This window comes from Rhodococcus sp. BL-253-APC-6A1W (genome assembly GCF_012843405.1).
Taxonomy (GTDB): Bacteria; Actinomycetota; Actinomycetes; order Mycobacteriales; family Mycobacteriaceae; genus Rhodococcus.
Genome location: NZ_JABAFB010000005.1, coordinates 365,292 through 388,262 on the forward strand (window position 1 = coordinate 365,292; position 22,971 = coordinate 388,262).

24 protein-coding genes and 1 pseudogene are annotated in these 22,971 nt (G+C 66.8%); 12 read left to right on the forward strand and 13 right to left on the reverse strand.

Going from position 1 to position 22,971, the window contains the following annotated elements:
- Window positions 1-26: 26 nt before the first annotated feature.
- Together HF877_RS10170 and HF877_RS10175 are read right to left on the reverse strand one after the other, a co-directional pair.
- On the reverse strand, window positions 27-812 hold the full coding sequence (locus HF877_RS10170) for a thioesterase family protein (RefSeq protein ID WP_169621028.1): 786 nt from the start codon (window positions 810-812) through the stop codon (window positions 27-29).
- The gene (locus HF877_RS10175; protein WP_169621029.1) at window positions 809-1,456 is read right to left on the reverse strand and encodes a TetR/AcrR family transcriptional regulator; all 648 of its coding nucleotides are present in this window, start codon (window positions 1,454-1,456) and stop codon (window positions 809-811) included. Before HF877_RS10175 ends, HF877_RS10170 begins: the two co-directional genes overlap by 4 nt.
- Window positions 1,457-1,550: 94 nt before the next feature.
- Here HF877_RS10175 and HF877_RS10180 point away from each other — a divergent pair, with 94 nt between their 5' ends.
- From HF877_RS10180 to HF877_RS10200, 5 genes are read left to right on the forward strand one after another with little or no spacing between them, the layout of a single operon-like run.
- Window positions 1,551-3,197 (forward strand): carboxyl transferase domain-containing protein, encoded by a 1,647-nt coding sequence (locus HF877_RS10180; protein WP_169621030.1) that lies wholly within the window; start codon window positions 1,551-1,553, stop codon window positions 3,195-3,197.
- Window positions 3,198-3,202: 5 nt separating this feature from the next.
- The gene (locus HF877_RS10185; protein ID WP_169621031.1) at window positions 3,203-5,209 is read left to right on the forward strand and encodes an acetyl/propionyl/methylcrotonyl-CoA carboxylase subunit alpha; all 2,007 of its coding nucleotides are present in this window, start codon (window positions 3,203-3,205) and stop codon (window positions 5,207-5,209) included.
- Window positions 5,206-6,369 (forward strand): acyl-CoA dehydrogenase family protein, encoded by a 1,164-nt coding sequence (locus HF877_RS10190; protein ID WP_169621032.1) that lies wholly within the window; start codon window positions 5,206-5,208, stop codon window positions 6,367-6,369. Before HF877_RS10185 ends, HF877_RS10190 begins: the two co-directional genes overlap by 4 nt.
- Window positions 6,366-6,863: a MaoC family dehydratase gene (locus tag HF877_RS10195; RefSeq protein ID WP_169621033.1), complete on the forward strand. Its 498-nt coding sequence runs from the start codon at window positions 6,366-6,368 to the stop codon at window positions 6,861-6,863. The genes HF877_RS10190 and HF877_RS10195 overlap by 4 nt, the downstream gene beginning before the upstream one ends.
- On the forward strand, window positions 6,860-7,681 hold the full coding sequence (locus HF877_RS10200) for a CoA ester lyase (RefSeq protein ID WP_169621034.1): 822 nt from the start codon (window positions 6,860-6,862) through the stop codon (window positions 7,679-7,681). The genes HF877_RS10195 and HF877_RS10200 overlap by 4 nt, the downstream gene beginning before the upstream one ends.
- 10 nt (window positions 7,682-7,691) lie before the next feature.
- Here HF877_RS10200 and HF877_RS10205 read toward each other — a convergent pair whose 3' ends face one another.
- Entirely contained in the window at window positions 7,692-8,441 is a 750-nt protein-coding gene (locus HF877_RS10205) for an IclR family transcriptional regulator (protein ID WP_169621088.1), read from the reverse strand.
- Between the two features lie 215 nt (window positions 8,442-8,656).
- Between HF877_RS10205 and HF877_RS10210 the strand changes: the two genes are divergently transcribed.
- Together HF877_RS10210 and HF877_RS10215 are read left to right on the forward strand one after the other, a co-directional pair.
- The gene (locus HF877_RS10210; RefSeq protein ID WP_169621035.1) at window positions 8,657-9,418 is read left to right on the forward strand and encodes a CoA transferase subunit A; all 762 of its coding nucleotides are present in this window, start codon (window positions 8,657-8,659) and stop codon (window positions 9,416-9,418) included.
- On the forward strand, window positions 9,415-10,077 hold the full coding sequence (locus HF877_RS10215) for a CoA transferase subunit B (RefSeq protein ID WP_169621036.1): 663 nt from the start codon (window positions 9,415-9,417) through the stop codon (window positions 10,075-10,077). Before HF877_RS10210 ends, HF877_RS10215 begins: the two co-directional genes overlap by 4 nt.
- 24 nt (window positions 10,078-10,101) lie before the next feature.
- Here the strand turns inward: HF877_RS10215 and HF877_RS10220 are convergent, their stop codons facing one another.
- Entirely contained in the window at window positions 10,102-10,620 is a 519-nt protein-coding gene (locus HF877_RS10220) for a DUF1992 domain-containing protein (RefSeq protein WP_169621037.1), read from the reverse strand.
- An 82-nt stretch (window positions 10,621-10,702) separates the two neighbouring features.
- Here HF877_RS10220 and HF877_RS10225 point away from each other — a divergent pair, with 82 nt between their 5' ends.
- The 4 genes from HF877_RS10225 to dmpG all read left to right on the forward strand — a co-directional run bounded on the left by HF877_RS10225 (window position 10,703) and on the right by dmpG (window position 14,451).
- The gene (locus HF877_RS10225; RefSeq protein ID WP_206036885.1) at window positions 10,703-11,500 is read left to right on the forward strand and encodes an IclR family transcriptional regulator; all 798 of its coding nucleotides are present in this window, start codon (window positions 10,703-10,705) and stop codon (window positions 11,498-11,500) included.
- Between the two features lie 110 nt (window positions 11,501-11,610).
- Window positions 11,611-12,453 carry a fumarylacetoacetate hydrolase family protein gene (locus HF877_RS10230; protein ID WP_169621038.1) on the forward strand — a complete coding sequence of 281 codons (843 nt, stop codon included), beginning with the start codon at window positions 11,611-11,613 and terminating at the stop codon, window positions 12,451-12,453.
- A gap of 1 nt (window position 12,454) precedes the next feature.
- Window positions 12,455-13,390, forward strand: a complete 936-nt coding sequence (locus HF877_RS10235; RefSeq protein WP_169621039.1) for an acetaldehyde dehydrogenase (acetylating) — start codon at window positions 12,455-12,457, stop codon at window positions 13,388-13,390.
- Window positions 13,387-14,451 (forward strand): 4-hydroxy-2-oxovalerate aldolase, encoded by a 1,065-nt coding sequence (gene dmpG / locus HF877_RS10240; protein ID WP_169621040.1) that lies wholly within the window; start codon window positions 13,387-13,389, stop codon window positions 14,449-14,451. Before HF877_RS10235 ends, dmpG begins: the two co-directional genes overlap by 4 nt.
- A gap of 34 nt (window positions 14,452-14,485) precedes the next feature.
- On the opposite strand, the gene HF877_RS10245 is transcribed toward dmpG, so the two are convergent.
- The 9 genes from HF877_RS10245 to HF877_RS10285 all read right to left on the reverse strand — a co-directional run bounded on the left by HF877_RS10245 (window position 14,486) and on the right by HF877_RS10285 (window position 21,565).
- The gene (locus HF877_RS10245) at window positions 14,486-14,776 is read right to left on the reverse strand and encodes a GNAT family N-acetyltransferase (RefSeq protein ID WP_169621041.1); all 291 of its coding nucleotides are present in this window, start codon (window positions 14,774-14,776) and stop codon (window positions 14,486-14,488) included.
- A 122-nt stretch (window positions 14,777-14,898) separates the two neighbouring features.
- Window positions 14,899-15,375, reverse strand: coding sequence for a bacterioferritin (bfr, locus tag HF877_RS10250; RefSeq protein WP_169621042.1), 477 nt, complete (start codon window positions 15,373-15,375; stop codon window positions 14,899-14,901).
- Window positions 15,376-15,423: 48 nt separating this feature from the next.
- Entirely contained in the window at window positions 15,424-15,621 is a 198-nt protein-coding gene (locus tag HF877_RS10255; protein ID WP_169621043.1) for a (2Fe-2S)-binding protein, read from the reverse strand.
- Between the two features lie 138 nt (window positions 15,622-15,759).
- Window positions 15,760-16,509: an AIM24 family protein gene (locus HF877_RS10260; RefSeq protein ID WP_169621044.1), complete on the reverse strand. Its 750-nt coding sequence runs from the start codon at window positions 16,507-16,509 to the stop codon at window positions 15,760-15,762.
- The gene (locus HF877_RS10265) at window positions 16,506-17,261 is read right to left on the reverse strand and encodes an AIM24 family protein (RefSeq protein ID WP_169621045.1); all 756 of its coding nucleotides are present in this window, start codon (window positions 17,259-17,261) and stop codon (window positions 16,506-16,508) included. The genes HF877_RS10260 and HF877_RS10265 overlap by 4 nt, the downstream gene beginning before the upstream one ends.
- Window positions 17,216-17,836 carry an AIM24 family protein gene (locus tag HF877_RS10270; protein ID WP_169621046.1) on the reverse strand — a complete coding sequence of 207 codons (621 nt, stop codon included), beginning with the start codon at window positions 17,834-17,836 and terminating at the stop codon, window positions 17,216-17,218. Before HF877_RS10270 ends, HF877_RS10265 begins: the two co-directional genes overlap by 46 nt.
- Before the next feature lie 101 nt (window positions 17,837-17,937).
- Window positions 17,938-19,095: an acyl-CoA dehydrogenase family protein gene (locus tag HF877_RS10275; protein WP_169621047.1), complete on the reverse strand. Its 1,158-nt coding sequence runs from the start codon at window positions 19,093-19,095 to the stop codon at window positions 17,938-17,940.
- Window positions 19,096-19,130: 35 nt separating this feature from the next.
- On the reverse strand, window positions 19,131-20,324 hold the full coding sequence (locus tag HF877_RS10280) for an acyl-CoA dehydrogenase family protein (RefSeq protein WP_169621048.1): 1,194 nt from the start codon (window positions 20,322-20,324) through the stop codon (window positions 19,131-19,133).
- Window positions 20,321-21,565 carry a CoA transferase gene (locus tag HF877_RS10285; protein ID WP_169621049.1) on the reverse strand — a complete coding sequence of 415 codons (1,245 nt, stop codon included), beginning with the start codon at window positions 21,563-21,565 and terminating at the stop codon, window positions 20,321-20,323. The genes HF877_RS10280 and HF877_RS10285 overlap by 4 nt, the downstream gene beginning before the upstream one ends.
- Before the next feature lie 311 nt (window positions 21,566-21,876).
- Between HF877_RS10285 and HF877_RS10290 the strand changes: the two are divergent.
- Window positions 21,877-22,908: pseudogene (locus tag HF877_RS10290) on the forward strand (IS256 family transposase); the annotation flags it as partial.
- Window positions 22,909-22,971 lie beyond the last annotated feature (63 nt).

Consider the following 22,971-nt stretch of genomic DNA (forward strand, 5'->3'; position numbering starts at 1 on the left):
TTCGATTACCCCGGGTAACGACTGCGTTACGGGCCTTCCGGTGTGCCGGGGCGCACGGTGAGGACCTGCGACATCGTGCCGATCGGGCCGGACGTGTCGTGCAGCACGGTGCTCGTCAGACCGATCCCGTCGGCTCCGAACGAGACCGAGGTATCGAAACCGACCCAGTCGCCGCGGGGTTCGGCGAACAGGTGGACGGTGAGGTCGAGGTTGGGGAACGCGACCTTCTGCGGATCCGCCCGCACCGCCATGCCGTTCGCGATGTCGAACAGTCCTGCGGCAGCGGCGAGGGTGCTCACCTTGTCGTCGTCGACGAGCGTGATCGGTGTGCGAACCCAGAAGGACGCACGCCCGGGCCCGGCGCTCGTCCGGCGAACCTCGACCGACTCGATGAAACCGCCCGGCCACACGGTGGTGGGATCCCACGGTTCGGTGTCCTCGGGCGGTGCGATGCGCGACAGCGTCGAACCTGCGAGTTCGGCGGTGGGCCGCGGCTGCATGAGCCATGCGCGTGCCCGCACGACGGTGCGGCCTCCGTGGCTCAGTGCGGCCTCGACCAGTTCGATCGTGCGTCCCGGCCGCAGGACCTCCACGGCGGTGTCGACGGGGCCGACGGGCACGGTTCCCAGGATGTCGTACGACAGGCGGGCCATCACCAGCCCGTCGTCGCGGCGGGCGTCGCGGTCGGATTCGATGACGTGGGCGAGCAGGCCCAGCGCGGGGGCGATGTGCTGTTCGGCCTCGTTCCACGCGCCGCTCACATGGCGGGTCGCGCGGAAGGACGCGGGGCCGAGTCGTTCGAAGTAGCTCATGAGTCCTTCGTGGGTGTCGTCGGTCGGAGGAGCGGGGCGGCGTCGAGCGCCGAGAGGGCCATCAGGCGGAGGACGGCACGGGTGCCCTCGGGTGAGCGCGGGTCGGCGCTGTGCGGTGTGGAGTTGATCAGGCCGAAGGTCGCGTGAGCCATCGTGCGTGCATCCGACTCGGCCAGACCCGGGGTGATGCGGCAGAGAGTCCCCACCCAGATCTCGACGTAGCGACGCTGGGTGACGCGCACTTCGCGTCGCGCGTCGTCGGGAAGCGAATGCAGTTCCCGGTCCTGGACGCGGATGAGGTCGGGGTCCCCGAGGGCGAAGTCGAGATGGAAGTCGACGAGTCTCCCGAGCGCGTCACGCGGGTCGGTGGTGTCGGCGACGACCGCGGTGCCGCCGGCGAGCAGCCGTCGGCTGATGTCGACGAGGAGTTCGACGAGCAGGGCGTCCTTGTTGGGGAAGTGCCGGTAGACGGCCGGGCCGCTGATGCCCACGGCCGCGCCGAGGTCCTCGAGCCGGACCCCGGCGAACCCGCGCTCGGCGATCAGGCGGGCTGCGGCACGGAGCAGCTGCGCGCGGCGCTCGGCTTTGGCGAGGCTCCGCCGGGTCGGCGCGGGAGGCGCCGCTTCTTCGGCAGGCTCATGCATGGCGGGAAACTCCACTCGTCTGTGATCTGGACAACTCGGTTAATCATAACTAACCTAGATTTCAGTTAATGGCGATTAGTTCAATCTACCGAGGATGGTGTCCGTGACGACCGCTCAGGCGATCTCGACAACCAGCCGCGACCAGCACGAACAGCTGGTCGGAGAGCTCCGCGACAGGCTTGCCGCGGCAGCGCTCGGCGGCAACGAAAAATCCCGTGAGCGGCATGTCTCCCGCGGCAAACTGCTTCCCCGCGACCGCGTCGACGGTCTCCTCGACACCGGCAGCCCGTTCCTGGAACTCTCACCGCTCGCCGCCACCGGCATGTACGGCGACGAGTGCCCCGGCGCCGGCATCATCACCGGAATCGGCCGGGTGGCCGGTCGCGAATGCGTGATCGTCGCCAACGACGCGACCGTCAAGGGCGGCACGTACTACCCCGTCACGGTGAAGAAGCACCTGCGGGCGCAAGAGGTGGCGTTGCAGAACAACCTGCCCTGCCTCTACCTCGTCGACTCCGGCGGCGCGTTCCTTCCCCGGCAGGACGAGGTCTTCCCGGACCGCGAGCACTTCGGCCGCATCTTCTACAACCAGGCGACGATGAGCGCCAAGGGCATTCCGCAGATCGCCGCGGTGCTCGGGTCGTGCACCGCCGGCGGCGCCTACGTGCCCGCGATGAGCGACGAAGCCGTCATCGTCCGGAACCAGGGCACCATCTTCCTCGGCGGCCCCCCGCTCGTGAAGGCTGCGACCGGTGAGGTGGTCACCGCAGAGGAACTCGGCGGCGGCGACCTGCACTCGAAGGTCTCGGGCGTGACCGACCATCTCGCCGAGGACGACCGCGACGCACTCCGCATCGTGCGCGACATCGCCTCCACCTTCGGTCCCCGGGCGGAGCGGCCGTGGGACGTCGAGCCCACCGTCGAACCCGAGAAGTCCCCGGAGACGCTGTACGACGTGGTCCCCACCGACTCGCGGATCCCCTACGACGTGCACGAGGTCATCTCCCGCATCGTCGACGGCGCCGGCGGTGCCGGCGGTGCCGGCGGTGCCGGCGGTGCCGGCCAAGGGTCCAGCAGCTTCCACGAGTTCAAGGCGGAGTACGGCAAGACGCTCGTGACCGGATTCGCGCGCATCCACGGGCACCCGGTGGGCATCGTCGCAAACAACGGCGTGCTCTTCGGCGAATCCGCCGTCAAGGGAGCGCATTTCATCGAACTGTGCGACAAGCGCTCGATCCCGCTGCTGTTCCTCCAGAACATTTCCGGCTTCATGGTCGGCCGCGACTACGAGGCCGGTGGCATCGCCAAGCACGGCGCCAAGATGGTCACCGCCGTCGCGTGCGCCCGGGTTCCGAAACTGACCGTCGTCATCGGCGGCTCGTACGGCGCCGGCAACTACTCGATGTGTGGCCGTGCGTACTCGCCGCGATTCCTGTGGATGTGGCCCAACGCGCGCATCTCCGTGATGGGCGGCGAGCAGGCCGCATCGGTGCTCGCGACCGTACGGTCCGACCAGCTCGACGCCTCGGGCAACCCGTGGACCGCCGAGCAGGAAGAGGAATTCAAAGCGCCGATCCGCGCGCAGTACGAGGAGCAGGGCAACCCCTACTACTCGACGGCCCGACTCTGGGACGACGGCATCATCGACCCTGTCGATACCAGAAAAGTTCTCGGACTGGCACTTTCGGTGTGCGCCAACGCGCCCCTCGAGCCGGTCTCCTACGGCGTCTTCCGGATGTGAGCGACATGAGCGATACGAATCGGATCGATACGGTCCTGGTAGCCAACCGCGGTGAGATCGCCGTGCGCGTCATCCGGACCCTGAAAGATATGGGACTGCGCTCGGTCGCGGTCTTCAGCGAAGCCGACCGCGACGCGCGGCACGTGCGCGAGGCCGACACCGCCGTTCTGCTCGGTCCTGCGGCGGCACGCGAGAGCTACCTCGCGATCGACAAGGTCATCGACGCGGCCGTCGCGACGGGTGCGCAGGCGATCCATCCGGGATACGGGTTCCTCTCGGAGAACGCTGCATTCGCCGCCGCCTGCGCCACAGCGGGTATCGCATTCCTCGGCCCGTCGGCGCATGCCATCGAGACGATGGGCGACAAGATCACCGCGAAGAGCGCGGTCTCGGAATTCGGGGTTCCCGTCGTGCCCGGCATCTCGCGGCCGGGACTGACCGACGCCGACTTGATCGCCGGAGCCGACGAGGTCGGCTATCCGGTGCTGGTCAAGCCGTCCGCCGGTGGCGGCGGAAAGGGCATGCGTCTGGTCACCGATCCGGCGGACCTTCCCGCCGCGCTCGCGTCGGCCCGTCGTGAGGCCGCGTCGTCGTTCGGTGACGACACGCTGTTCCTGGAGCGGTTCGTCCAGCGCCCCCGCCACATCGAGGTGCAGATCCTCGCCGACACGCACGGCAACGTCGTCCACCTGGGCGAGCGCGAATGCAGTCTGCAGCGCCGCCACCAGAAGGTCGTCGAAGAGGCTCCGTCGCCGCTGCTCGACGCGGTCACACGCGCCCGCATCGGTGAAGCGGCCTGCAACACCGCCCGCAGTGTCGACTACACCGGTGCGGGCACCGTCGAGTTCATCGTGTCCGCGGACCGGCCCGACGAATTCTTCTTCATGGAGATGAACACCCGCCTACAGGTCGAGCACCCCGTCACGGAAATGGTGACGGGTCTCGACCTCGTCGAATGGCAGGTCCGGATTGCCGCCGGTGAACCGCTGGGGTTCGGCCAGGAGGACATCACCCTCAACGGTCACGCCATCGAAGCGCGCATCTACGCAGAGGACCCGGCCCGCGGCTTCCTGCCCACCGGCGGCCATGTCGCCGACGTCGTCGAGCCTTCCGGACCGGGAGTGCGGGTCGATTCCGGCGTGCAGGCCGGCACGATCGTGGGCAGCGATTACGACCCGATGCTGGCCAAGGTCATCGCCCACGCCGCCGACCGCGCGGGCGCACTGCGCCGCCTCGACCGGGCACTCGCCGACACGGCCGTCCTGGGCGTGGTCACCAATGTCGACTTCGTGCGTTTCCTGCTCGCCGACGACGAAGTCGTCGCCGGTGCCCTCGACACGGGCCTGCTCGACCGGCGTCTCGAGGACTACGCCGCCCCGGGTACGTCGGACACCACGTTCGTCGCGGCTGCCGCACACCTCTGGTTGCAGCACTGGTCGGCCGCGAACTCCGACCCGTGGTCGGTGCCGGACGGCTGGCGCGTCGGTACCCATCTGCCCGCGACCTTCCGTCTCACCTCGGGCGATCGCACCGTGCACGTGGGGTTCAGCGGAACGCCCGCCGCCGGAGTCGCGAGTGTCGAAGACGGCGAACGTAGTTCGGTGTCCGTGACGCTCGACGGATCTGTGCTCGCCGTCGTGCTCGACGGACGCCGCCACGTCTTCCGCGTGGCCGAGTCCGACGGCGCGATCTGGCTCGCCGACGGCCACGGCAGTGTCTCGGTCCGTGAAGTCGCGGAGGCAGGGGTACGCGGGGACGACGCGCACGCCGGCAACGCCGACATCACCAGCCCGATGCCCGGCGCGGTCATCGCGGTCGCGGTGGAATCAGGCGCCGAAGTCGCTGCCGGAGAGACGATCGTGGTCGTCGAAGCCATGAAGATGGAGCATTCGCTCACCGCGCCGGTCGCCGGCACCGTAGAGCTCTTCGCCGCTGCGGGTGAGCAGGTCAAGGTCGATCAACTTCTCGCGCGGGTCACCCCGCACGCCGATACGAAAGAGGCAACGGAATGACGGAATATCTGGCAACCGGGCAGCTTCCCGACGAGTACGAGCAGCTGCGCAAGACGGTCGCCGACTTCGCGCGCACCGTCGTCGCGCCGGTCGCGGCCAAGCACGACGCCGAGCATTCGTTCCCCTACGAAGTGGTCGCGGGCATGGCGGACATGGGTCTGTTCGGTCTGCCTTTCCCCGAGGAGTACGGCGGAATGGGCGGGGACTACTTCGCTCTGTGCCTCGCGCTCGAGGAACTTGGCAAAGTCGACCAGTCGGTCGCGATCACGCTCGAGGCCGGCGTGTCGCTCGGCGCCATGCCGATCTACCGGTTCGGTACCGAGGCGCAGAAGCAGGAATGGCTTCCGCAGCTCGCGAGCGGCCGGAACCTCGCGGCCTTCGGCCTGACCGAGCCCGGCGCGGGTAGCGACGCGGGCGGGACGAAGACCACCGCGAAGCTCGACGGCGGCGAGTGGGTCATCAACGGCAACAAGCAGTTCATCACGAACTCCGGCACCGACATCACCTCGCTCGTCACCGTCACCGCGGTCACCGGCGTGCGGGACAACGGCAAGAAGGAGATCTCCACGATCCTCGTTCCGGCCTCCACTCCCGGATTCACCGCCGAACCCGCCTACAACAAGGTGGGATGGAACGCGTCCGACACCCATCCGCTGACGTTCAGCGATGTGCGGGTGCCCGAGGAAAACCTGCTGGGCGAACGCGGCCGCGGGTACGCCAACTTCCTGCGGATCCTCGACGAGGGCCGCATCGCGATCGCTGCGCTGTCCACCGGTGCCGCGCAGGGCTGCGTCGACGAGTCGGTCAAGTACGCCAAGGAACGCGAGGCATTCGGCAGCCCGATCGGCAGCAACCAGGCAATCGCGTTCAAGATCGCCCGGATGGAGGCGCGTGCCCACACGGCGCGCACCGCGTACTACGACGCCGCCTCGGCGATGCTCGCGGGCCGTCCGTTCAAGAAGCAGGCCGCGATCGCGAAGCTCGTGGCGTCGGAGGCGGCGATGGACAACGCCCGCGACGCCACCCAGATCCACGGCGGCTACGGATTCATGAACGAATACGCCGTCGCGCGGCACTACCGCGACAGCAAGATCCTCGAGATCGGAGAGGGCACCACCGAGGTGCAGCTCATGCTCGTCGGACGGGAACTGGGACTGTGAGCGACACGGCGCCCGCGGAGAACGCGAAACGCATCACGCAGCGTGGACTGTGGTTCGAAGAATTCGAACTCGGCGCGGTCTACGAGCACCGGCCCGGCCGCACCATCACCGAAGCCGACAACGTTCTGTTCACCACGCAGACCATGAATACTCAAGCGCTGCATCTCGATGCCGCGTATGCGGCGGGCACCGCGTTCGGGGAGCGGCTGGTGAACTCGATGTTCACCCTGTCGACCATGATCGGTCTCTCCGTCGCGCAGCTGACGCAGGGAACGATCGTCGCGAACCTCGGTTTCTCCGAGGTCTCCTTCCCGAAGCCGTTGTTCCACGGCGACACGCTGTACGTGGAGACCAAGATCCTCGACAAGCGTGAATCCAAGAGCCGCCCGGGCGAAGGCATCGTCACCCTCGAGCACACCGGGCGCAACCAGCACGGTGACGTTGTCGGGATCGCGGTCCGCCAGACCCTCGTGCAGAAGAGGCCCACGACATGACATGGACACTTCCCGGCCCGGCGTGGCTGTTCTGCCCGGCCGACCGACCCGACCGCTACGCCAAGGCTGCCGCCCGTGCCGACGTGGTCATCATCGACCTCGAGGATGCCGTGGCGCCGGCCGACAAGCAGGCCGCGCGCGACGCACTCGTCGCCACACCGCTCGATCCCGAGCGCACCGTGGTGCGGATCAACCCGGTCGGCACCGAAGACCACGGACCCGACCTCGAGGCACTGAGCCGCACGCCGTACACGCGGGTGATGCTGCCGAAGTGTGAGAGCGGCGAACAGGTGCGATCCCTCGCGCCGCTCGAGGTGGTCGCGCTCGTGGAGTCTCCGCTCGGCGTGCTCGCGGTCGAGAGCATCGCGCAGGCCGACAACACCATCGGAATGATGTGGGGCGCCGAGGATCTCGTGGCGGGACTGGGTGGCAACTCCAGCCGCGCGCCGGACGGGCTCTACCGCGGGGTCGCCCAGCACGCCCGTGCGGTCACGTTGCTCGCGGCGAAGGGCTACGCGCGCTGGGCACTCGATTCGGTGTACCTGAACATCAAGGACACCGACGGTCTGCACGACGAGGCACTCGACGCCGTAGCGGTCGGATTCGACATCAAGGTTGCGATCCACCCGGGCCAGATCGACGTGATCCGCCGCGCCTACGCACCCACGCCGGACGAAGAGGCCTGGGCGAGACGGGTACTCGACGCGGCCGGATCGGAGCGCGGGGTGTTCGACTTCGAGGGCAAGATGGTCGACGCTCCGGTATTGCGCCACGCCGAACGGCTGCTTCAGCGTGCCGCCGCGAGCACGGCGTCGTGATCCGGAGGCGTCAGCGCGTGCGGTGACGTAACAGCTGGGTGAGGCGGTGTGCCCCACCGAGCAACAGAGCCCCGACGTCGGGTGTGCGATCGGCACGGAAGCGACTTTCCACGCCGGTCAGGCTCAGCGCCCACGTCGGGGCTCCTCTGTGGTCGAAGACGGCCGCGCCCATCCCCCAGCTGCCCTCGACGATCAGTGCGGGATTGACGGAGTAGCCGGCCAGGCGTGTCGCGGCGATCCGCTCTTCGACGGCGTCGCGCGAGTGCTGTGCCCCCCACGTGGCCGTGAGGTCGACGCGGGAGAGGTAATCGTCGATGTCCTTGTCGGACATGTGGGACAGGATGGCGAGCCCGGCGGACGCGACCCCGAGCGGAAACCGGATTCCGATGTGCAGCACGTGTGAACGCAACGGGAAACTACCTTCTTCGCTTGCCACGCACACCGTTTCGTCTCCACGGCGCGCGGACAGGAACGCGCTTTCCCCGGATTCGCGGGCAAGGTCGCGAAGCACGTCTCCGGCCAGGTCGGTGATGTCGTATCGGGTGGCTGCCACCGAACCCAGCAGGTACAGCTCGGGCCCGAGCGACCATCGGCCCGACTTCGGGTCCCGGTCGACCAGACCTTCGTCGGCGAGCGAGCTGAGGAGCCGGTGGACGGTCGGCCGGGCCAGGTCGGTCGCCCGGGCAAGGTCCGATGTCGAGGCCCCGTCCGGTTCGTACGACGACACGGCCCGCAGCAGCGCGCTCACTCTGCCGATCAGCTGTCCTTGGGCGGTCACGGGCTTATCCTACGTCCACTGAATGAACGAATCTTGTCCGTGTGTCCGGATAGCGAGCAATTTTCGCATTCTCGGCGCGCTCACTTGTGAATCTCACCTGCAGCAACTTTATTGGTGGGACGAGAAGGACGACGTTCATTGAATGGACGTCGGCGGCCCGACGAGGTCGCGGATTCCCCTGACCCGAGAGGTGTGCGTTGGCAACGAAAGTGTTCCGGTCCGCGGTGGAGGCCGTCGCGGACGTGACAGACGGTTCGTCCCTTGCGGTGGGCGGGTTCGGCCTGTGCGGCATCCCCGACATTCTGATCCAGGCGCTCGCCGAGGCGGGCGTGACCGACCTCGAAGTGTTCTCCAACAACTGTGGGGTCGACGGCCACGGACTGGGAATACTTCTCGGCGACAAGAGAATCCGCCGGGTGACCGCGTCGTACGTGGGCGAGAACAAGGAGTTCGCCCGTCAGTACCTCTCCGGGGAACTCGAGGTGGAATTGACGCCACAAGGCACGCTGGCGGAGAAGTTGCGTGCCGGTGGCGCGGGCATTCCCGCGTTCTTCACCCCGGCCGGCGTGGGAACTCCGATCGCGCTCGGTGGGCTGCCGTGGCGGTACGACGCCGAGGGAGGCGTCGCGGTGGCGTCACCGGCGAAAGAGGTCCGTGAGTTCCGGGGCAAGAAGTACGTGCTCGAGGAGTCGATCACCGCGGACTTCGCCCTGGTGCACGCCCTGAAGGGGGACACCGAAGGGAACCTGGTGTTCAACAAGGCGGCGATGAACTTCAACCCGTTGGCCGCCATGGCCGGGCGGGTGTGCATCGCGCAGGTCGAGGAACTTGTCGAGCCGGGCGAGATCGAGCCCGGAGAGGTGCACCTGCCGGGGATCTTCGTCGACCGGATCGTGCACACCGGGGCGCAGGACAAGCAGATCGAGAAGCGGACCGTCAAGGCAGGAGCGGCATCATGAGCGTCGAGGTCGAACGGGCAGTGGGCTGGACGCGCACGCAGATGGCGGCGCGCGCCGCGCAGGAGCTGGAACCCGGCGAGTACGTGAACCTGGGGATCGGGCTGCCCACGCTGATTCCGAATTACCTGCCCGACGGCGTGCGGGTCACCCTGCACAGCGAGAACGGCATCCTCGGTACCGGCCCGTACCCCGAGGAAGAGGCGATCGACGCGGATCTGATCAATGCCGGCAAGGAGACCGTCACGGTCAACGCGGGCGCGGCGTTCTTCGACTCCGCGCTGAGCTTCGGGATGATTCGCGGCGGGCACATCGACACCGCGGTACTCGGCGGCATGGAGGTCTCGGCCACGGGCGATCTGGCGAACTGGATGGTGCCGGGCAAGATGGTCAAGGGCATGGGTGGCGCGATGGATCTCGTGCACGGTGCCCGCAAGGTCATCGTGCTCATGGAGCACACCGACAAGACGGGCAAGCCGAAGATCGTCGAGCGGTGCTCGTTGCCGCTGACCGGCGAGGGCGTGGTCCAGCGGATCATCACCGACCTCGCGGTCATCGATGTGACGGACGCCGGGTTGGTCCTGCGCGAATGCGCACCGGGTGTGACGGAAGAACAGGTGGCCGCCGCGACCGGCGCGCCGCTCACCGTCGACCTCGCATGACATCGCCGGTGGTTCCGGTGCCGGTCATCCGGCGCGGAACCACCGGAAGAGCGACCGCCTCCGTGCCGGTCGTGCGCGGCTGGACGGGGGATCCGAACGGCCTTCCTGGGCAGCGAGGAGGGCGCGCCGGGCTTCTTCCCGGCGTGCCTGTCTCCCGGCCCGCCAGGTTTCGACCACTGCGTCGACGTCCACCTTGTGGACCGGGATCGGTAGCTGACCAGGCTGGAGCATGTATTCCACCACCCGCCGGTTGAGCCCCGCGACGATCTCCCGGACCGACTGCTCGGACGGCACGTTCGCCACGGTCTCGGGTAGCCGCTCGATTTCCCGGCGCAATTGGAGGGGCAGCGGCAGCAATGCCTCCGTCGCGAGTCCCTGCCGGGCGAGGTAGGCCTTGACCCACCACAATTCGTCGTCGCCGTGATCGGGGATGGGTTTTCCCGCACCCGGGAGGTCGTCGAAGTCGCCGCGCTCCTGCGCGGCGCGGATCTGCCGTTCGATCCACGTCTCGAAGGAGATGTCCGGTCGTTTCCGCTCGGTCACCGGTCCAGGATGCCACCGCGACCCGGCACCGCGCGGACGATGCGTTGCGGTTCGGTCTCGGCGGTGGCATACCCTGTGGCACATGGAAGGACAGCGGCCGACGCGCCGGGCGGCCGACCCGCCCGTGGACACTTCGACCGTGCTCGGCAAGGTCGTCACCGTCCTGCACGCCTTCACCGCCGACGACCACGGAGTGACCCTCGCCGAACTCGGCCGTCGCACGGGTTTGGCCAAGGGCACTCTCCACCGCGTGGTCAACGATCTGATCGACGTCCGCTTGCTCGACAAGGATGCGTCCGGGTATCGGCTCGGCGGCCGGATGTTCGAACTCGGCATGCGCGCGTCGGTGGAACGACGACTGCTCGAGGTCGCCATTCCGTTCATGGAAGACCTGTACGAGCGGACCCATGAAACCGTGCACCTCGGAGTGCCCGAAGGCACCGAAGTCGTCTACGTCTCGAAGATCGGTGGCCATCGCCCGGCCCCGGCGCCGTCGCGAGTCGGTGGACGAATGCCCATGTACTGCACTGCCATCGGCAAGGCGCTGCTCGCGTTCTCGTCGCCGGCGCTGTTCGTGGACGTCGTGGATGCCGGGCTCGCCCGCAAGACACCGCGCACGATCACCGCGCCGGGCCGGTTCCGCGACCACATCGATCGCATCGCGAGCACGGGCGTCGCGTTCGAGCACGAGGAATCGGCGGTCGGGCTGGTGTGTGTCGCCGCACCCGTGCTTCTGGGAGACGAGGATCCGGTCGCCGCGATCAGCGTCACCGGGCCCGCCACGCGGTTCCGGCCCGAGAAACACGCGGCGGCGGTGAAGGCGGCGGCGGCGGGCGTCGCATCGACCCTGGCCCGTCGTGCGGCCCTGCGGACTCTGTGAGCGGCTCCCGGATGATCCGGCGCCACGCGTTCCACTGAGCGGAACCTACGGCTAGGTAAGCGGTACTCGTACCCCCACGATGGAGTTACCCATCGATCGACGAGGACCTGATGACCACTACTCCCCATTCCGCGGGCGATGCCGCATCTCTCGACACCGTCAGCGCAGCGGCCGGCCGGCTCATCGATGCCGCTCGCACCGCCGTGCCGTGTGCGCCGGTGCGGGATCTGCTCGGTGAAACCGACATCGACCTGGCCTACGCGGTGCAGCAGCACCTGACCGAGCACAAACTCGCCTCCGGCGCCCGCATTGTGGGGCGCAAGATCGGCCTCACCTCCCCGGCAGTCCAGCAGCAACTCGGCGTGAACCGCCCTGATTTCGGGGTGCTGTTCGACGATATGGATGTCACCGATCTCGACGAGGTCCCCAGCGACCGGCTGCTCCAGCCGAAGGCCGAGGCGGAGATCGCGTTCGTGCTCTCCGCAGACCTCGATGACGACGATCTCGACCTCGACAAGGTGCGGGGCGCCGTGGACTATGCGGTCGCGGCGCTGGAAATCGTCGACAGCAGGGTCGCCGGATGGGACATCAAGATCACCGATACGGTCGCGGACAATGCGTCGAGCGGTCTCTACGTGCTCGGCTCCCACCGCGTGTCCCTCGCCGATTTCGAGCCGATCGACACGACCATGCGGATGTACATCGACGACGAACTCGTCTCGGAGGGCACCGGGGCAGCCTGCCTCGGCGATCCGTTGAACGCCTTGCTGTGGCTCGCCCGCACTGCGCGCGAATTCGGACAGCCGCTGACCGCCGGCCAGGTGGTGCTGTCCGGTGCACTCGGACCGATGGTGTCCGCCCCTCCCGGGGTCACGGTGCGCGCCGAGATCTCCACTCTCGGCTCCGTCACCGCCCCCTTCTCGACCTCACCGTCTTCGGCACAGGAGAACTGACATGACCACGACCAAGGTCGCCATCATCGGGCCGGGCAACATCGGCACCGACCTGCTCATCAAGATCAAGAGGCTGGCGGACAGCGAACTCGAGACGATCGCCCTGGTGGGCATCGACCCCGAGTCCGACGGCCTGGCCCGCGCGAAGCGGCTGGGCATCGACGCCATCGCCACCGGCGTCGAAGGCCTCATCGAGCATCCCCGGTTCGGCGAGATCGAGATCGTGTTCGACGCGACCTCGGCGAAGGCGCACGAATACAACGAGAAGATGCTGCGCCCGCACGGCAAGATCCTGATCGATCTCACGCCCGCTGCGATCGGCCCCTACGTGGTGCCGCCGGTGAACCTCGACGAGCACCTCGACGCTCCCAACGTCAACATGGTCACCTGCGGTGGCCAGGCGACCATCCCGATCGTCGCTGCCATCTCGCAGGTGACGCCGGTGTACTGGGCCGAGATCGTCGCATCGATCTCCTCCAAGTCGGCCGGCCCCGGCACGCGCGCCAACATCGACGAGTTCACCGAGACCACGTCGCAAGCGATCGAGAAGATCGGCGGCGCCGCCCGCGGCAAGGCGATCATCATCCTGAACCCGGCCGAACCCCCGATGATCATGCGCGACACCGTTCTTGCGCTGGTCGGCGAAGACCGCAAGGACGAGATCGTCGCGTCGGTCGAGGCGATGGTCGCGAAGGTGTCCACCTACGTGCCCGGATACAAGCTCAAGCAGGAAATCCAGTTCACCCCGATGACCGAGACCGTCGGAACGCTGACCGAACACACCGGACCGATGTGGAAGGTCGCGGTGTTCCTCGAGGTCAAGGGCGCAGCGCACTACCTGCCCGAGTACGCGGGCAATCTCGACATCATGACGTCCGCGGCCCTGCAGGTCGGCCGGGCAGTCGCGGCACGCAAGAAGGAGCAGGTTTCGGCATGAGCGAGACGACCACCAACGACGCCGGACAGCGCGAGTACGCGAGTCACGGCACGGCCCTGTACATCCAGGACGTCACCCTGCGCGACGGCATGCACGCCATCCGTCACCGCATCACCCCCGACGACGTCGCAGCGATCGCGGGCGCACTGGACCGTGCCGGCGTGGACGCGATCGAGGTCTCGCACGGCGACGGGCTCACCGGCCATTCCCTCACGTACGGCCCGGGTAGCAACACCGACTGGGAATGGCTCGAAGCCGCAGCGGGAGCGATCAATTCGGCCATCCTGACCACGTTGCTGCTGCCGGGTATCGGCACCGTGCACGAGCTGAAGCGCGCCTACGAACTCGGTGTGCGGTCGGTGCGTGTGGCCACCCACTGCACCGAGGCCGACGTGTCGGCCCAGCACATCGCCGCCGCCAAGGAACTGGGCATGGACGTGTCCGGCTTCCTGATGATGTCGCACATGGCTCCCGCGGAAGAACTCGCTCGCCAGGCCAAGCTCATGGAGTCCTACGGCGCCGACTGCGTCTACGTCACCGACTCCGGTGGACGGCTGACGATGGACGGCGTCCGTGAGCGTGTCCGCGCCTACCGTGACGTTCTCGAGGAGGGCACGCAGATCGGTATCCACGCCCACCAGAACCTGTCGCTCTCGGTCGCCAACTCCGTCGTCGCCGTCGAGGAAGGCGTCATCCGCGTCGATGCGTCACTGGCCGGGCAGGGCGCGGGTGCGGGCAACTGCCCGATCGAACCCTTCGTCGCGGTCGCCGATCTGCACGGATGGAAGCACTCGTGCGATCTGTTCGGCCTGCAGGATGCTGCCGACGATCTCGTCCGTCCGTTGCAGGACCGGCCGGTCCAGGTGGACCGCGAGACCCTCACGCTCGGCTACGCCGGTGTGTACTCGAGCTTCCTGCGTCACGCGGAGACCGCTGCGGACATCTACGGCCTCGACACCCGCGACATCCTCGTCGAGATCGGGCGTCGCGGGCTGGTCGGCGGCCAGGAGGACATGATCACCGACGTCGCACTCGACCTGCGTAACCGCGCGGGGCACTGACCGTCGCGTGTAAGGCGGGTCGTGGCAGGACCTCTCAGGCGACGAGGTCCTGGTACTCCGGATGCTTGTCGATGAAGCTGTCGACGAACGGGCATACCGGCACGACCCGCTTTCCACGTTCGCGCACGTCGTCCAGCGCGAACCGAACGAGTTTGCCGGCGAGGCCCTGACCGGAATAGGCGTCGTCGACCACGGTGTGGTCGAACACGAGCTGAGTGTCGTCGGCGGGGTGATAGTCGGCGTAACCGATGACGGAACCGTTGTCGTCCAGTTCGTATCGCTGCCGGTCGGGATTGTGAACCACTTTCACGGACGAATCACTCACGGTGTTTCCTCACTCTCGAGACCAGATGACCGAGCACGTCGAAGATACCTGCACGTGAAGACGGGCCGCGACATCTGTCGCGGCCCGTTTTCACGGCGAGGGCGCTGCGTGCCCGTAGCTGGTTACTCCGGGGGCGAGATGTGCTGAGCGATGTAGAGCGGTTCGCCCAGCTGCTCGAGCAGGTCGAGCTGGGTTTCGAGGTAGTCGATATGTTCTTCCTCGTCGGCGAGGATCGCCTCGAAGATGTTCGCGGAGGTGATGTCGCTGACCGACCGCATGTACTCCGATCCCTTGCGGAGCCGGTCGCGAGCCTCGATCTCGACCTGGAGATCCGCCTGGAGCATCTCCTTCACGGTCTGTCCCAGACGCAGCGAACCGAGCCGCTGGTAGTTGGGCAGTCCGTCGAGGTAGAGAATGCGATCGGTGAGGGTCTCGGCGTGGCGCATTTCGTCGAACGACTCGGCGCGGGTGTGTGCCGCGAGCTTCGACCAACCGCGGTCTTCTTGCATCTTGGAATGCAGGAAGTACTGATTGATGGCGGTGAGTTCCGCCGTCAACTGCTCGTTCAGGTATTCGATGACCTTCTTGTCGCCCTTCATGGCACCTCCCGGGGTGAACCATCAGGTTTACCGCCGGGCAGGGGCTGGCTACACGGCGGTCTCGAGCTCGATCGTCTCATTTCGGACGCGCGCCTGCCGGATGATCGCCGAGATGTTGCGTACGCAGTTGCCGCAGTCGGTTCCTGCGCGGCACGCGGCGCTCACTTCGCGGGTGCATCGTGCGCCCGCTGCCACCTCTGCTTCGATGTGGTGGTGCGTGAGGGCGTGGCAACTACAGACGATCATGTGAGCCACCATCCTGAGGTTGTTAGGTTGCCCAAACCTTACCTCTGGTTAGGTCTGCCTATCCTGTGAGCGTAGTCACAATTCGATCTACTTTGCTCCGCGCGGTGTCCGGTCTCACGTCACCGTCCGGTACCCCTGTTAGCCCTGTTGCATCTGTTGCGAAACGACGTGATTGATGCGGTGCAGACCGCCTTGTGAGAGGCCCGGAATTTGATGCTCGAGGGTACGGACCAGCGATGAGTCGTCGATCACCTTCTCGCTCGACTGGACGAGCACCGTCCCGGCGCCGGTGAAGTCGAACTGGCGTTCCTCCCCCGACTGGACCCCGAACCGGCGTGCGCCGGCGGAGACGAATCCCGTGATCCACGATTCGTCGTAATGGTGGCTCGGGGACGGACAGTCGGCCCAGCCGACGAGTGCCTCGGGATCGACGCGCAGCGGCGGTTCGGCGAACATCACCGGTCCGTTCGACGACGCGAGGAACCGTCCCGTCCCGATCAGCGTGAGGAATCCCGGCACGATCGACTGATTCAGCGACAGACCCGGCTCGAAGGCCAGCAGGTTCGACTGCCGGATCGTGAGGTTGCCGTCGTCGAGATCGTAGGAGTTGATGTCGTAACCGCGGTCCCCGAGGATCAGCTTCCCGAAGCCGTCCGCCACCACGTAGTCGCCGAGATACATCGGTGCCGAGAACCGGCGGGCCACCATGTCGAGCAGGCCACCCTGAAGTCCGTGGGTGAGGGCGGAGAACCGCACCTGCCCGTAGTACGCGATCATCGCGCCCTTCGACAGGAACCACGGCGTCTGCAGGTCGATGCAGTAGGCGTAGCTGTTTCCGGGAACGTTGTCGCTCTCGGTGAAGCTCGCGGGATTGAGGACGACGCTCACAGTTTCTCCTCCGATGCCTGCACGTAGACGATGCCTTGACCGGTGCACTCGAGTTGCATGGCCTCTCCGCCGCTGCGGCCCACATTGCGCCAGCTCATCGACGATTTCAGTTCGGTACGGACCGCACCGCTCGCCGCGACGAAGGCCTGGGGATCGACGATCACGGGCGCAGGTCCACCCACACGAAGTTCGAAGACGCCGCCGTGCGCGAGCAGCACCGCGGCGCCGTAGCCGGACAGCTGTGTCGTGAACATTCCCGTGCCGGTCACCGCGCCCGTCGCGGCGCCCCGGAGTGCGCCCAGCAGGCCGCCGCCTCCCCCACCCGCCTGCGCGGCACCCGACGACACCACCGTGCTCTGCAGCCCCGCCGTGTGTGCAAGCAGCCGCGACGCATCCACGCGAAGCTCCCCGCCGGCGGACATGTCCACCACATGGGTCTCCAGTCCGCGGAATCCGTAGTGCACGGTGCCGTTGCCCTGAGCGAGCATGGTCGACTCGTGCTCGCCCTGCATCATCCGCCCGGCCATGCCGGCGAGCCCGCCGAGACCGGGAGCGCTTCCTGCCCCGCCGGGCACGCCGTGGGGAGCGAAGCGAACGTCACCGGTGTAGAAGAGCATCGCGCCGCGACGAGCGACGACGGGTCCCGACCGGTTCAGGTCCACGCTGACGACCTTGCTGTTGACCTTGGTGAAAGTCACTCTCGCCCCTACCGTTCCGCCGGCTGGATGGACACCACGCCCGTGCCGTCCCATTTGAGGGAGAAGGCTTCGCCACTGCCCTGTCCGACCACCGACCGCCACGACACGTCGGTGACGAAGGACTGCGTCAGTTGTCCCTTGGCACAGACGAATGCGTCGGGATCGACGACGAGGGGATACTGCGGCGACACCTCGAGATGGATCAGCGGACCACCCGCGGACAGCAACGCGACCTGACCCGTGCCCGACACCGTCGTGGTGAACAGGCCCTGCCCGCTCATGCCGCCTCGCAATCCTGCGAACGTCACGTTGGTGTTCAGGTTGCCGTTCAGCGCGAGCAGTTGCTCGGACTCGACCTGCAGGGTCTCGTTGTTCAGTTCGAGAATCGTGACGTCCTGCCCCTGATGTGCGAGGTAGACGACGCCCGTCCCGGTGCATTCCATCAGCGACAAGCCCTCGCCCGTGGCGCGCTGGCGCAGACCCGCGAGGACGCCTTCACCACCGCCGAAGCCTGCCGATTTGAACGCGACCTGTCCCTCGTAGGCCACCATCGAGCCCGACAGGGCCCGGATCCCGGAGTTGCTCAACTGGGCCTCGATGACCCGTTTCGATTTCACGAGCAGTCGCATGTCGCGAACGATATCGGGTGGGCGATCGCACCGCGCAGCCGCATTCGCGACCGACGGCGCCGCCCACTCCCGGAGCGGGCGGCGCCGTCGCGGCAGTCGTCCTACAACCCGAGATCCTTCGCGATGATCGTCTTCATGACCTCGCTGGTACCGCCGAAGATCCGGGTCACGCGCGTGTCCGCGTACAGGCGCGCGATCGGGTATTCGGTGATGTAGCCGTAGCCACCGTGCAACTGCAGGCACTTGTCGATGATGCGACCGGCCGCTTCGGTGGAGAAGAGCTTCGCCCGCGCCGCGTCGGCCACCGACAGTTCGCCGCGGTCGTTGAGTTCGATCGCGTTGTCGACCATGATCTGCATCGCCTGCAACTCCGTCGAGCATTCGGCGAGCACGAACTTCGAGTTCTGGAACGAGGCCACCGGCTTGCCGAACACCGTGCGTTCCTTGGTGTATGCGATCGCATGATCGATCGCCGCGGCTGCCGTCGCGGCCGCGCCGAAGGCGATGGTCAGCCGTTCCTGCGCGAGATTCTGGGTCAGGTACGAGAACGCTTCCCCTTCGTTGCCGAGCAGGTCGGTCACGGGGACCTTCACGTCGCCGAACGACAACTCGGCTGTGTCGGACGTCTTCAGCCCGATCTTGTCGAGTTTGCGCCCGACGGCGAACCCTTCGCTCGTGGTGTCGACGACGAGCATCGACAGGCCACCACGGCGGTTCTCCGGGTCGAACGGCGAGGTCCGGCACACCAGCAGGATCCGATCGGCGAGTGCGCCACCGGTGATGAACGTCTTGGAGCCGTTGACGACGTAATGGCTGCCGTCGTCCGAAAGCTTCGCGGTGGTCGAGATGTTCGCGAGGTCGGAGCCGGTGCCGGGCTCGGTCATCGCGATCGCGAACATCAGGTCACCCGAGGCGAATCCGGGAATCCACCGCTGCTTCTGCTCTTCCGTCGCGTGCTGCATGATGTACGGCAGGATCAGGTTCGAATGCACCGAGTACGAGCCGAACGTCACGCCCGCAGCGGCGGTCTCCTCCGTCACCACGACGTTGAACTTCAGCGACGACTCGCCACCGCCGCCGTACTCTTCGGGCGCCTGGATCCCGAGAATTCCGAGGTCACCGAGGCGGTTGTAGAACTTGCGGGGAGGATGACCCTCGATCTCCCACTCGTGGTAGACGGGCGTGACCTCTTTGGCGATGAAATCGCGGACCGTCTGACGGAACGCTTCGTGGTCTTCGTCGAACACCGTACGCTGCACGCGGATTCCTTCCGGAGTTGAAGTGGGGCAGACGGTTACAGGGCGTAGTCGCGGAGGACACCTTTGCTGATGATCGTCTTCTGGATTTCGCTGGTGCCTTCCCCGATGAGCAGGAAGGGTGCCTCGCGCATGAGGCGCTCGATTTCGTACTCCTTGGAATAGCCGTACCCGCCGTGGATGCGGAAGCTGGCCTGGGTGACTTCCGAGCAGTACTCGCTCGCGAGATACTTCGCCATCCCTGCCGCGACGTCGTTGCGCTCGCCCGAATCCTTGAGGCGCGCCGCGTTGACCATCATCAGGTGCGCTGCTTCGACCTTGGTGGCCATCTCGGCGAGCGAGAACGAGATCGCCTGGTGTTGTGCGATGGGCTTACCGAAGGTGCTGCGCTGCTGCGCGTACCGGGCGGCGAGTTCGAACGCGCGGATCGCCACACCGCAGGCGCGGGCGGACACGTTCACGCGACCGACTTCCACTCCGTCCATCATGTGGGAGAACCCGCGACCCGGGATGCCGCCGAGGATCGACTCGGCCGGGGCCGCGTAGTTGTCGAAGACGAGTTCGGTGGTGTCGATGCCCTTGTACCCCATCTTGTCGATCTTGCCGGGGATGGTGAGACCGGGAGCGACTTCGCCGAATCCCGCCGGCTTCTCGACGAGGAAGGTCGTGAGGTTCTTGTGGGGTTTGTCGGCGCCTTCCTCGGTCTTCACGAGTGCTGCGACGAGTGTCGAGCTACCACCGTTGGTCAGCCACATCTTCTGTCCGTTGATGATGTAGTTGCCACCGGCGTCGCGCTTGGCTTTCGTGCGGATCGCCGCGACATCCGAACCGAGTTCGGGCTCGGACATCGAGAACGCACCGCGCACCTCGCCGGTCGCCATGCGCGGCAGGAAGTGTTCCTTCTGGGCGTCGGTTCCGTGCTGACGGATCATGTACGCCACGATGAAATGCGTGTTGATGACCCCGGAGACACTCATCCATCCCCGAGCGAGTTCCTCGACGCACAAGGCGTAAGTCAGCAGGGACTCGCCGAGTCCGCCGTACTCTTCGGGAATCATCAGACCGAACAGGCCCATCTCGCGCATCCGGTCGACGATCGCCTGCGGATAGGTGTCCGAATGCTCGAGTTCCTGTGCATTCGGGATGATGTCGCGCTCGACGAACGTGCGGACGGTATCGAGTATCTCGGACTGGAACTCCGTGAGTCCGAGGGTCTGGGCGAGGCGGGTCATGCGGGGTCCTTCTGCTGGGTGCGGACGGCGCCGGCGGCGACGAGCGCATCGATTTCGTCGTCGGTCAGACCGAGATGCTCGGACAGGACGGCGGCAGTGTCGTCACCGTTGGCGGGTGCGGGCCGGACTGTCGGGTGAACTCCGTCGAACGACATCGGTGTGCTCGGCGCGAGGTGTTCGCCGATGCGAGGCTGGTCGAGTTTCTGGAACATCGGGTTGTCGGTCACGCGCGGGTCGCGCGCCAGTTCGGCGAAGGTGCGGTACCGCTCGTGCAGGATCGAGGTGGCACCGAGAGCCGCCTCGACCTCGGTGGCGGTCCGCTTGCCGAACCACGCGCCGAACAGGCTGTCGAGCACGTGGCGATGTTCGAAGCGGGCGCCTTCGTCGCGGAAGTCGACGTCGAGCGCGGCTTCGAGTGCGGTGACGGCGGCGGCGGTCCCGGTGAGTTCGGTGAGGTCGCGGAAATGCCGGGGCGTCAGGGCGACGATCATGAAACGGGCACCGTCGGCGGTGGCGAAGTCGCACCCGTAGGTGCCGTAGACGGCATTCCCTGTTCGGGTGCGACCGGATCCTCCGAGCTGAGCTTCGGCGAGGTAGCCGAGGTTTCCTACGGTCGCGAATGCGACGTCCTCCAGTGGAAGCACGATCCTCGTTCCGGCGCCGGTGATTTCGCGGCGGTACACAGCGGACGCGATCGACAGGGCGGCATAGAGACCGCAGGCGACGTCCCACGCCGGCAGGACGTGGTTCACCGGATCGGAGAGGTTCTCGGGTCCGGTGACCCGAGGGAAACCCGCCGCGGCGTTGACGGTGTAATCGACGGCACCGGTGCCGTCGGCGCGACCGAGGACCTGGACATGGATGAGGTCGGGCCGGATCGCGGCGAGTTCGTCGTAGTCGAGCCACTGCCGCCCCGCGGCGTTGGTGACGAGGATCCCGGCATCGATCACGAGATCGCGGATCAGTTGCTGAGCATCGGGGTTGCGGAAGTCTGCGGCGAACGAGCGCTTGCCTTTGTTGAGACCCGCCCAGTAGATGGACTCGTTGTCCTCGGTGAGGGGCCAGCGCTTGTAGTCGGCAGCGCCACCGATCGGGTCGACGCGGATCACGTCGGCCCCGAGATGCGCGAGCGTCATGCCGCACAGAGGCGCGGCTACGAAGCTCGATACTTCGACCACGCGCACGCCCGCGAGGGGTGCGGTGGACGAGGGCAGCCCGTCGGTGGAAGCGGTGGAGTTCATGCCTGCTCGCCTGTCCTGGTCGCGGTCGTTCGGGTCGTGCTGCCCGAACCTGATGTCCAGTCAGCATGCAACAGGGATTCACCGGGGACCAGAGCCGGCTATCGATCGGTTAGCGCAGACCAATACCGTTCGAGCGCCGTTCGGTGGCGGCTGCTGTTCCGTCATTCCGGCCGGCATAGAGTAGTGCCCCATAGAGTGGTGTAACTCGGTGGCCGAGATCGTGCCCGTCAACCGTGTCGGGACGGATGTAGAGCGGCCACCGTGTGATCCTTCGAGTCAACCGTCTAAAGAATCCTCGAGGAGTCATCACGATGACCGCACCCCATATTGTCGACCCTGCAGGCCTACTTGGCCAAGCCCTGGCTGATGCATCTCCGGATTTGATGCGCGAGCTGCTGCAGACCATGATCAACGCCCTGCTGTCCGCGGACGCCGACGCCGTGTGCGGGGCCGAGTGGAACGCCCGCTCGGCTGAGCGCACTAACTACCGCAACGGCTACCGCCACCGACCGCTGGACACCCGCGTGGGCACCGTCGATGTCGCGATCCCGAAGCTGCGCTCGGGTTCTTATTTCCCGGAGTGGCTTCTGGAGCGCCGCAAGCGGGCCGAGTCGGCCCTGATCACCGTCGTGGCCGACTGCTACCTCGCCGGGGTCTCCACCCGCCGCATGGACAAGCTCGTCAAGACCCTGGGCATCGACTCGCTGTCCAAGTCGCAGGTCTCCCGCATGACCCAAGACCTCGACGAGCAGGTCGCCGCCTTCCGCCATCGCCGCCTGGATGAGGCCGGCCCGTTCACCTTCGTCACCGCCGATGCGTTGACGATCAAGGTCCGGGAGAACAAGCAGGTCGTCAAGGCCTCGGTGCTGCTGGCCACCGGCGTCAACGGAGACGGCCACCGCGAGGTGCTGGGGATGCAGGTGGCCACCAGCGAGACCAAGGCCTCGTGGAACACCGTCTTCGCCGACCTGGTCGCCCGCGGCCTCGGTGGGGTGAGGCTGGTGACCTCCGATGCCCACGCCGGCCTGGTGGAGGCGATCGCGGCGAACCTGCCGGGAGCGGCGTGGCAGCGCTGCCGCACCCACTACTCGGCGAACCTGATGGCAGTGTGTCCCAAGTCCATGTGGCCGGCCGTGAAGGCGATGCTGCACAGCGTCTACGACCAGCCCACCGCGGAAGCCGTCAATGCTCAGTTCGACCGGCTGCTGGAGTACACCGAAGGCCGGCTGCCCGACGTGGCCGATCACCTCGGCGACGCCCGCGAGGACCTGCTGGCGTTCACCGTCTTCCCCGACGACGTGTGGCGCCAGATCTGGTCTAACAACCCCATATCGGTTAACCGGCTCTCTCACGACACGATCATGGTTGCGGCGTGAGGTCCGGAGCCGCCGGCGATGAGGGGCGCA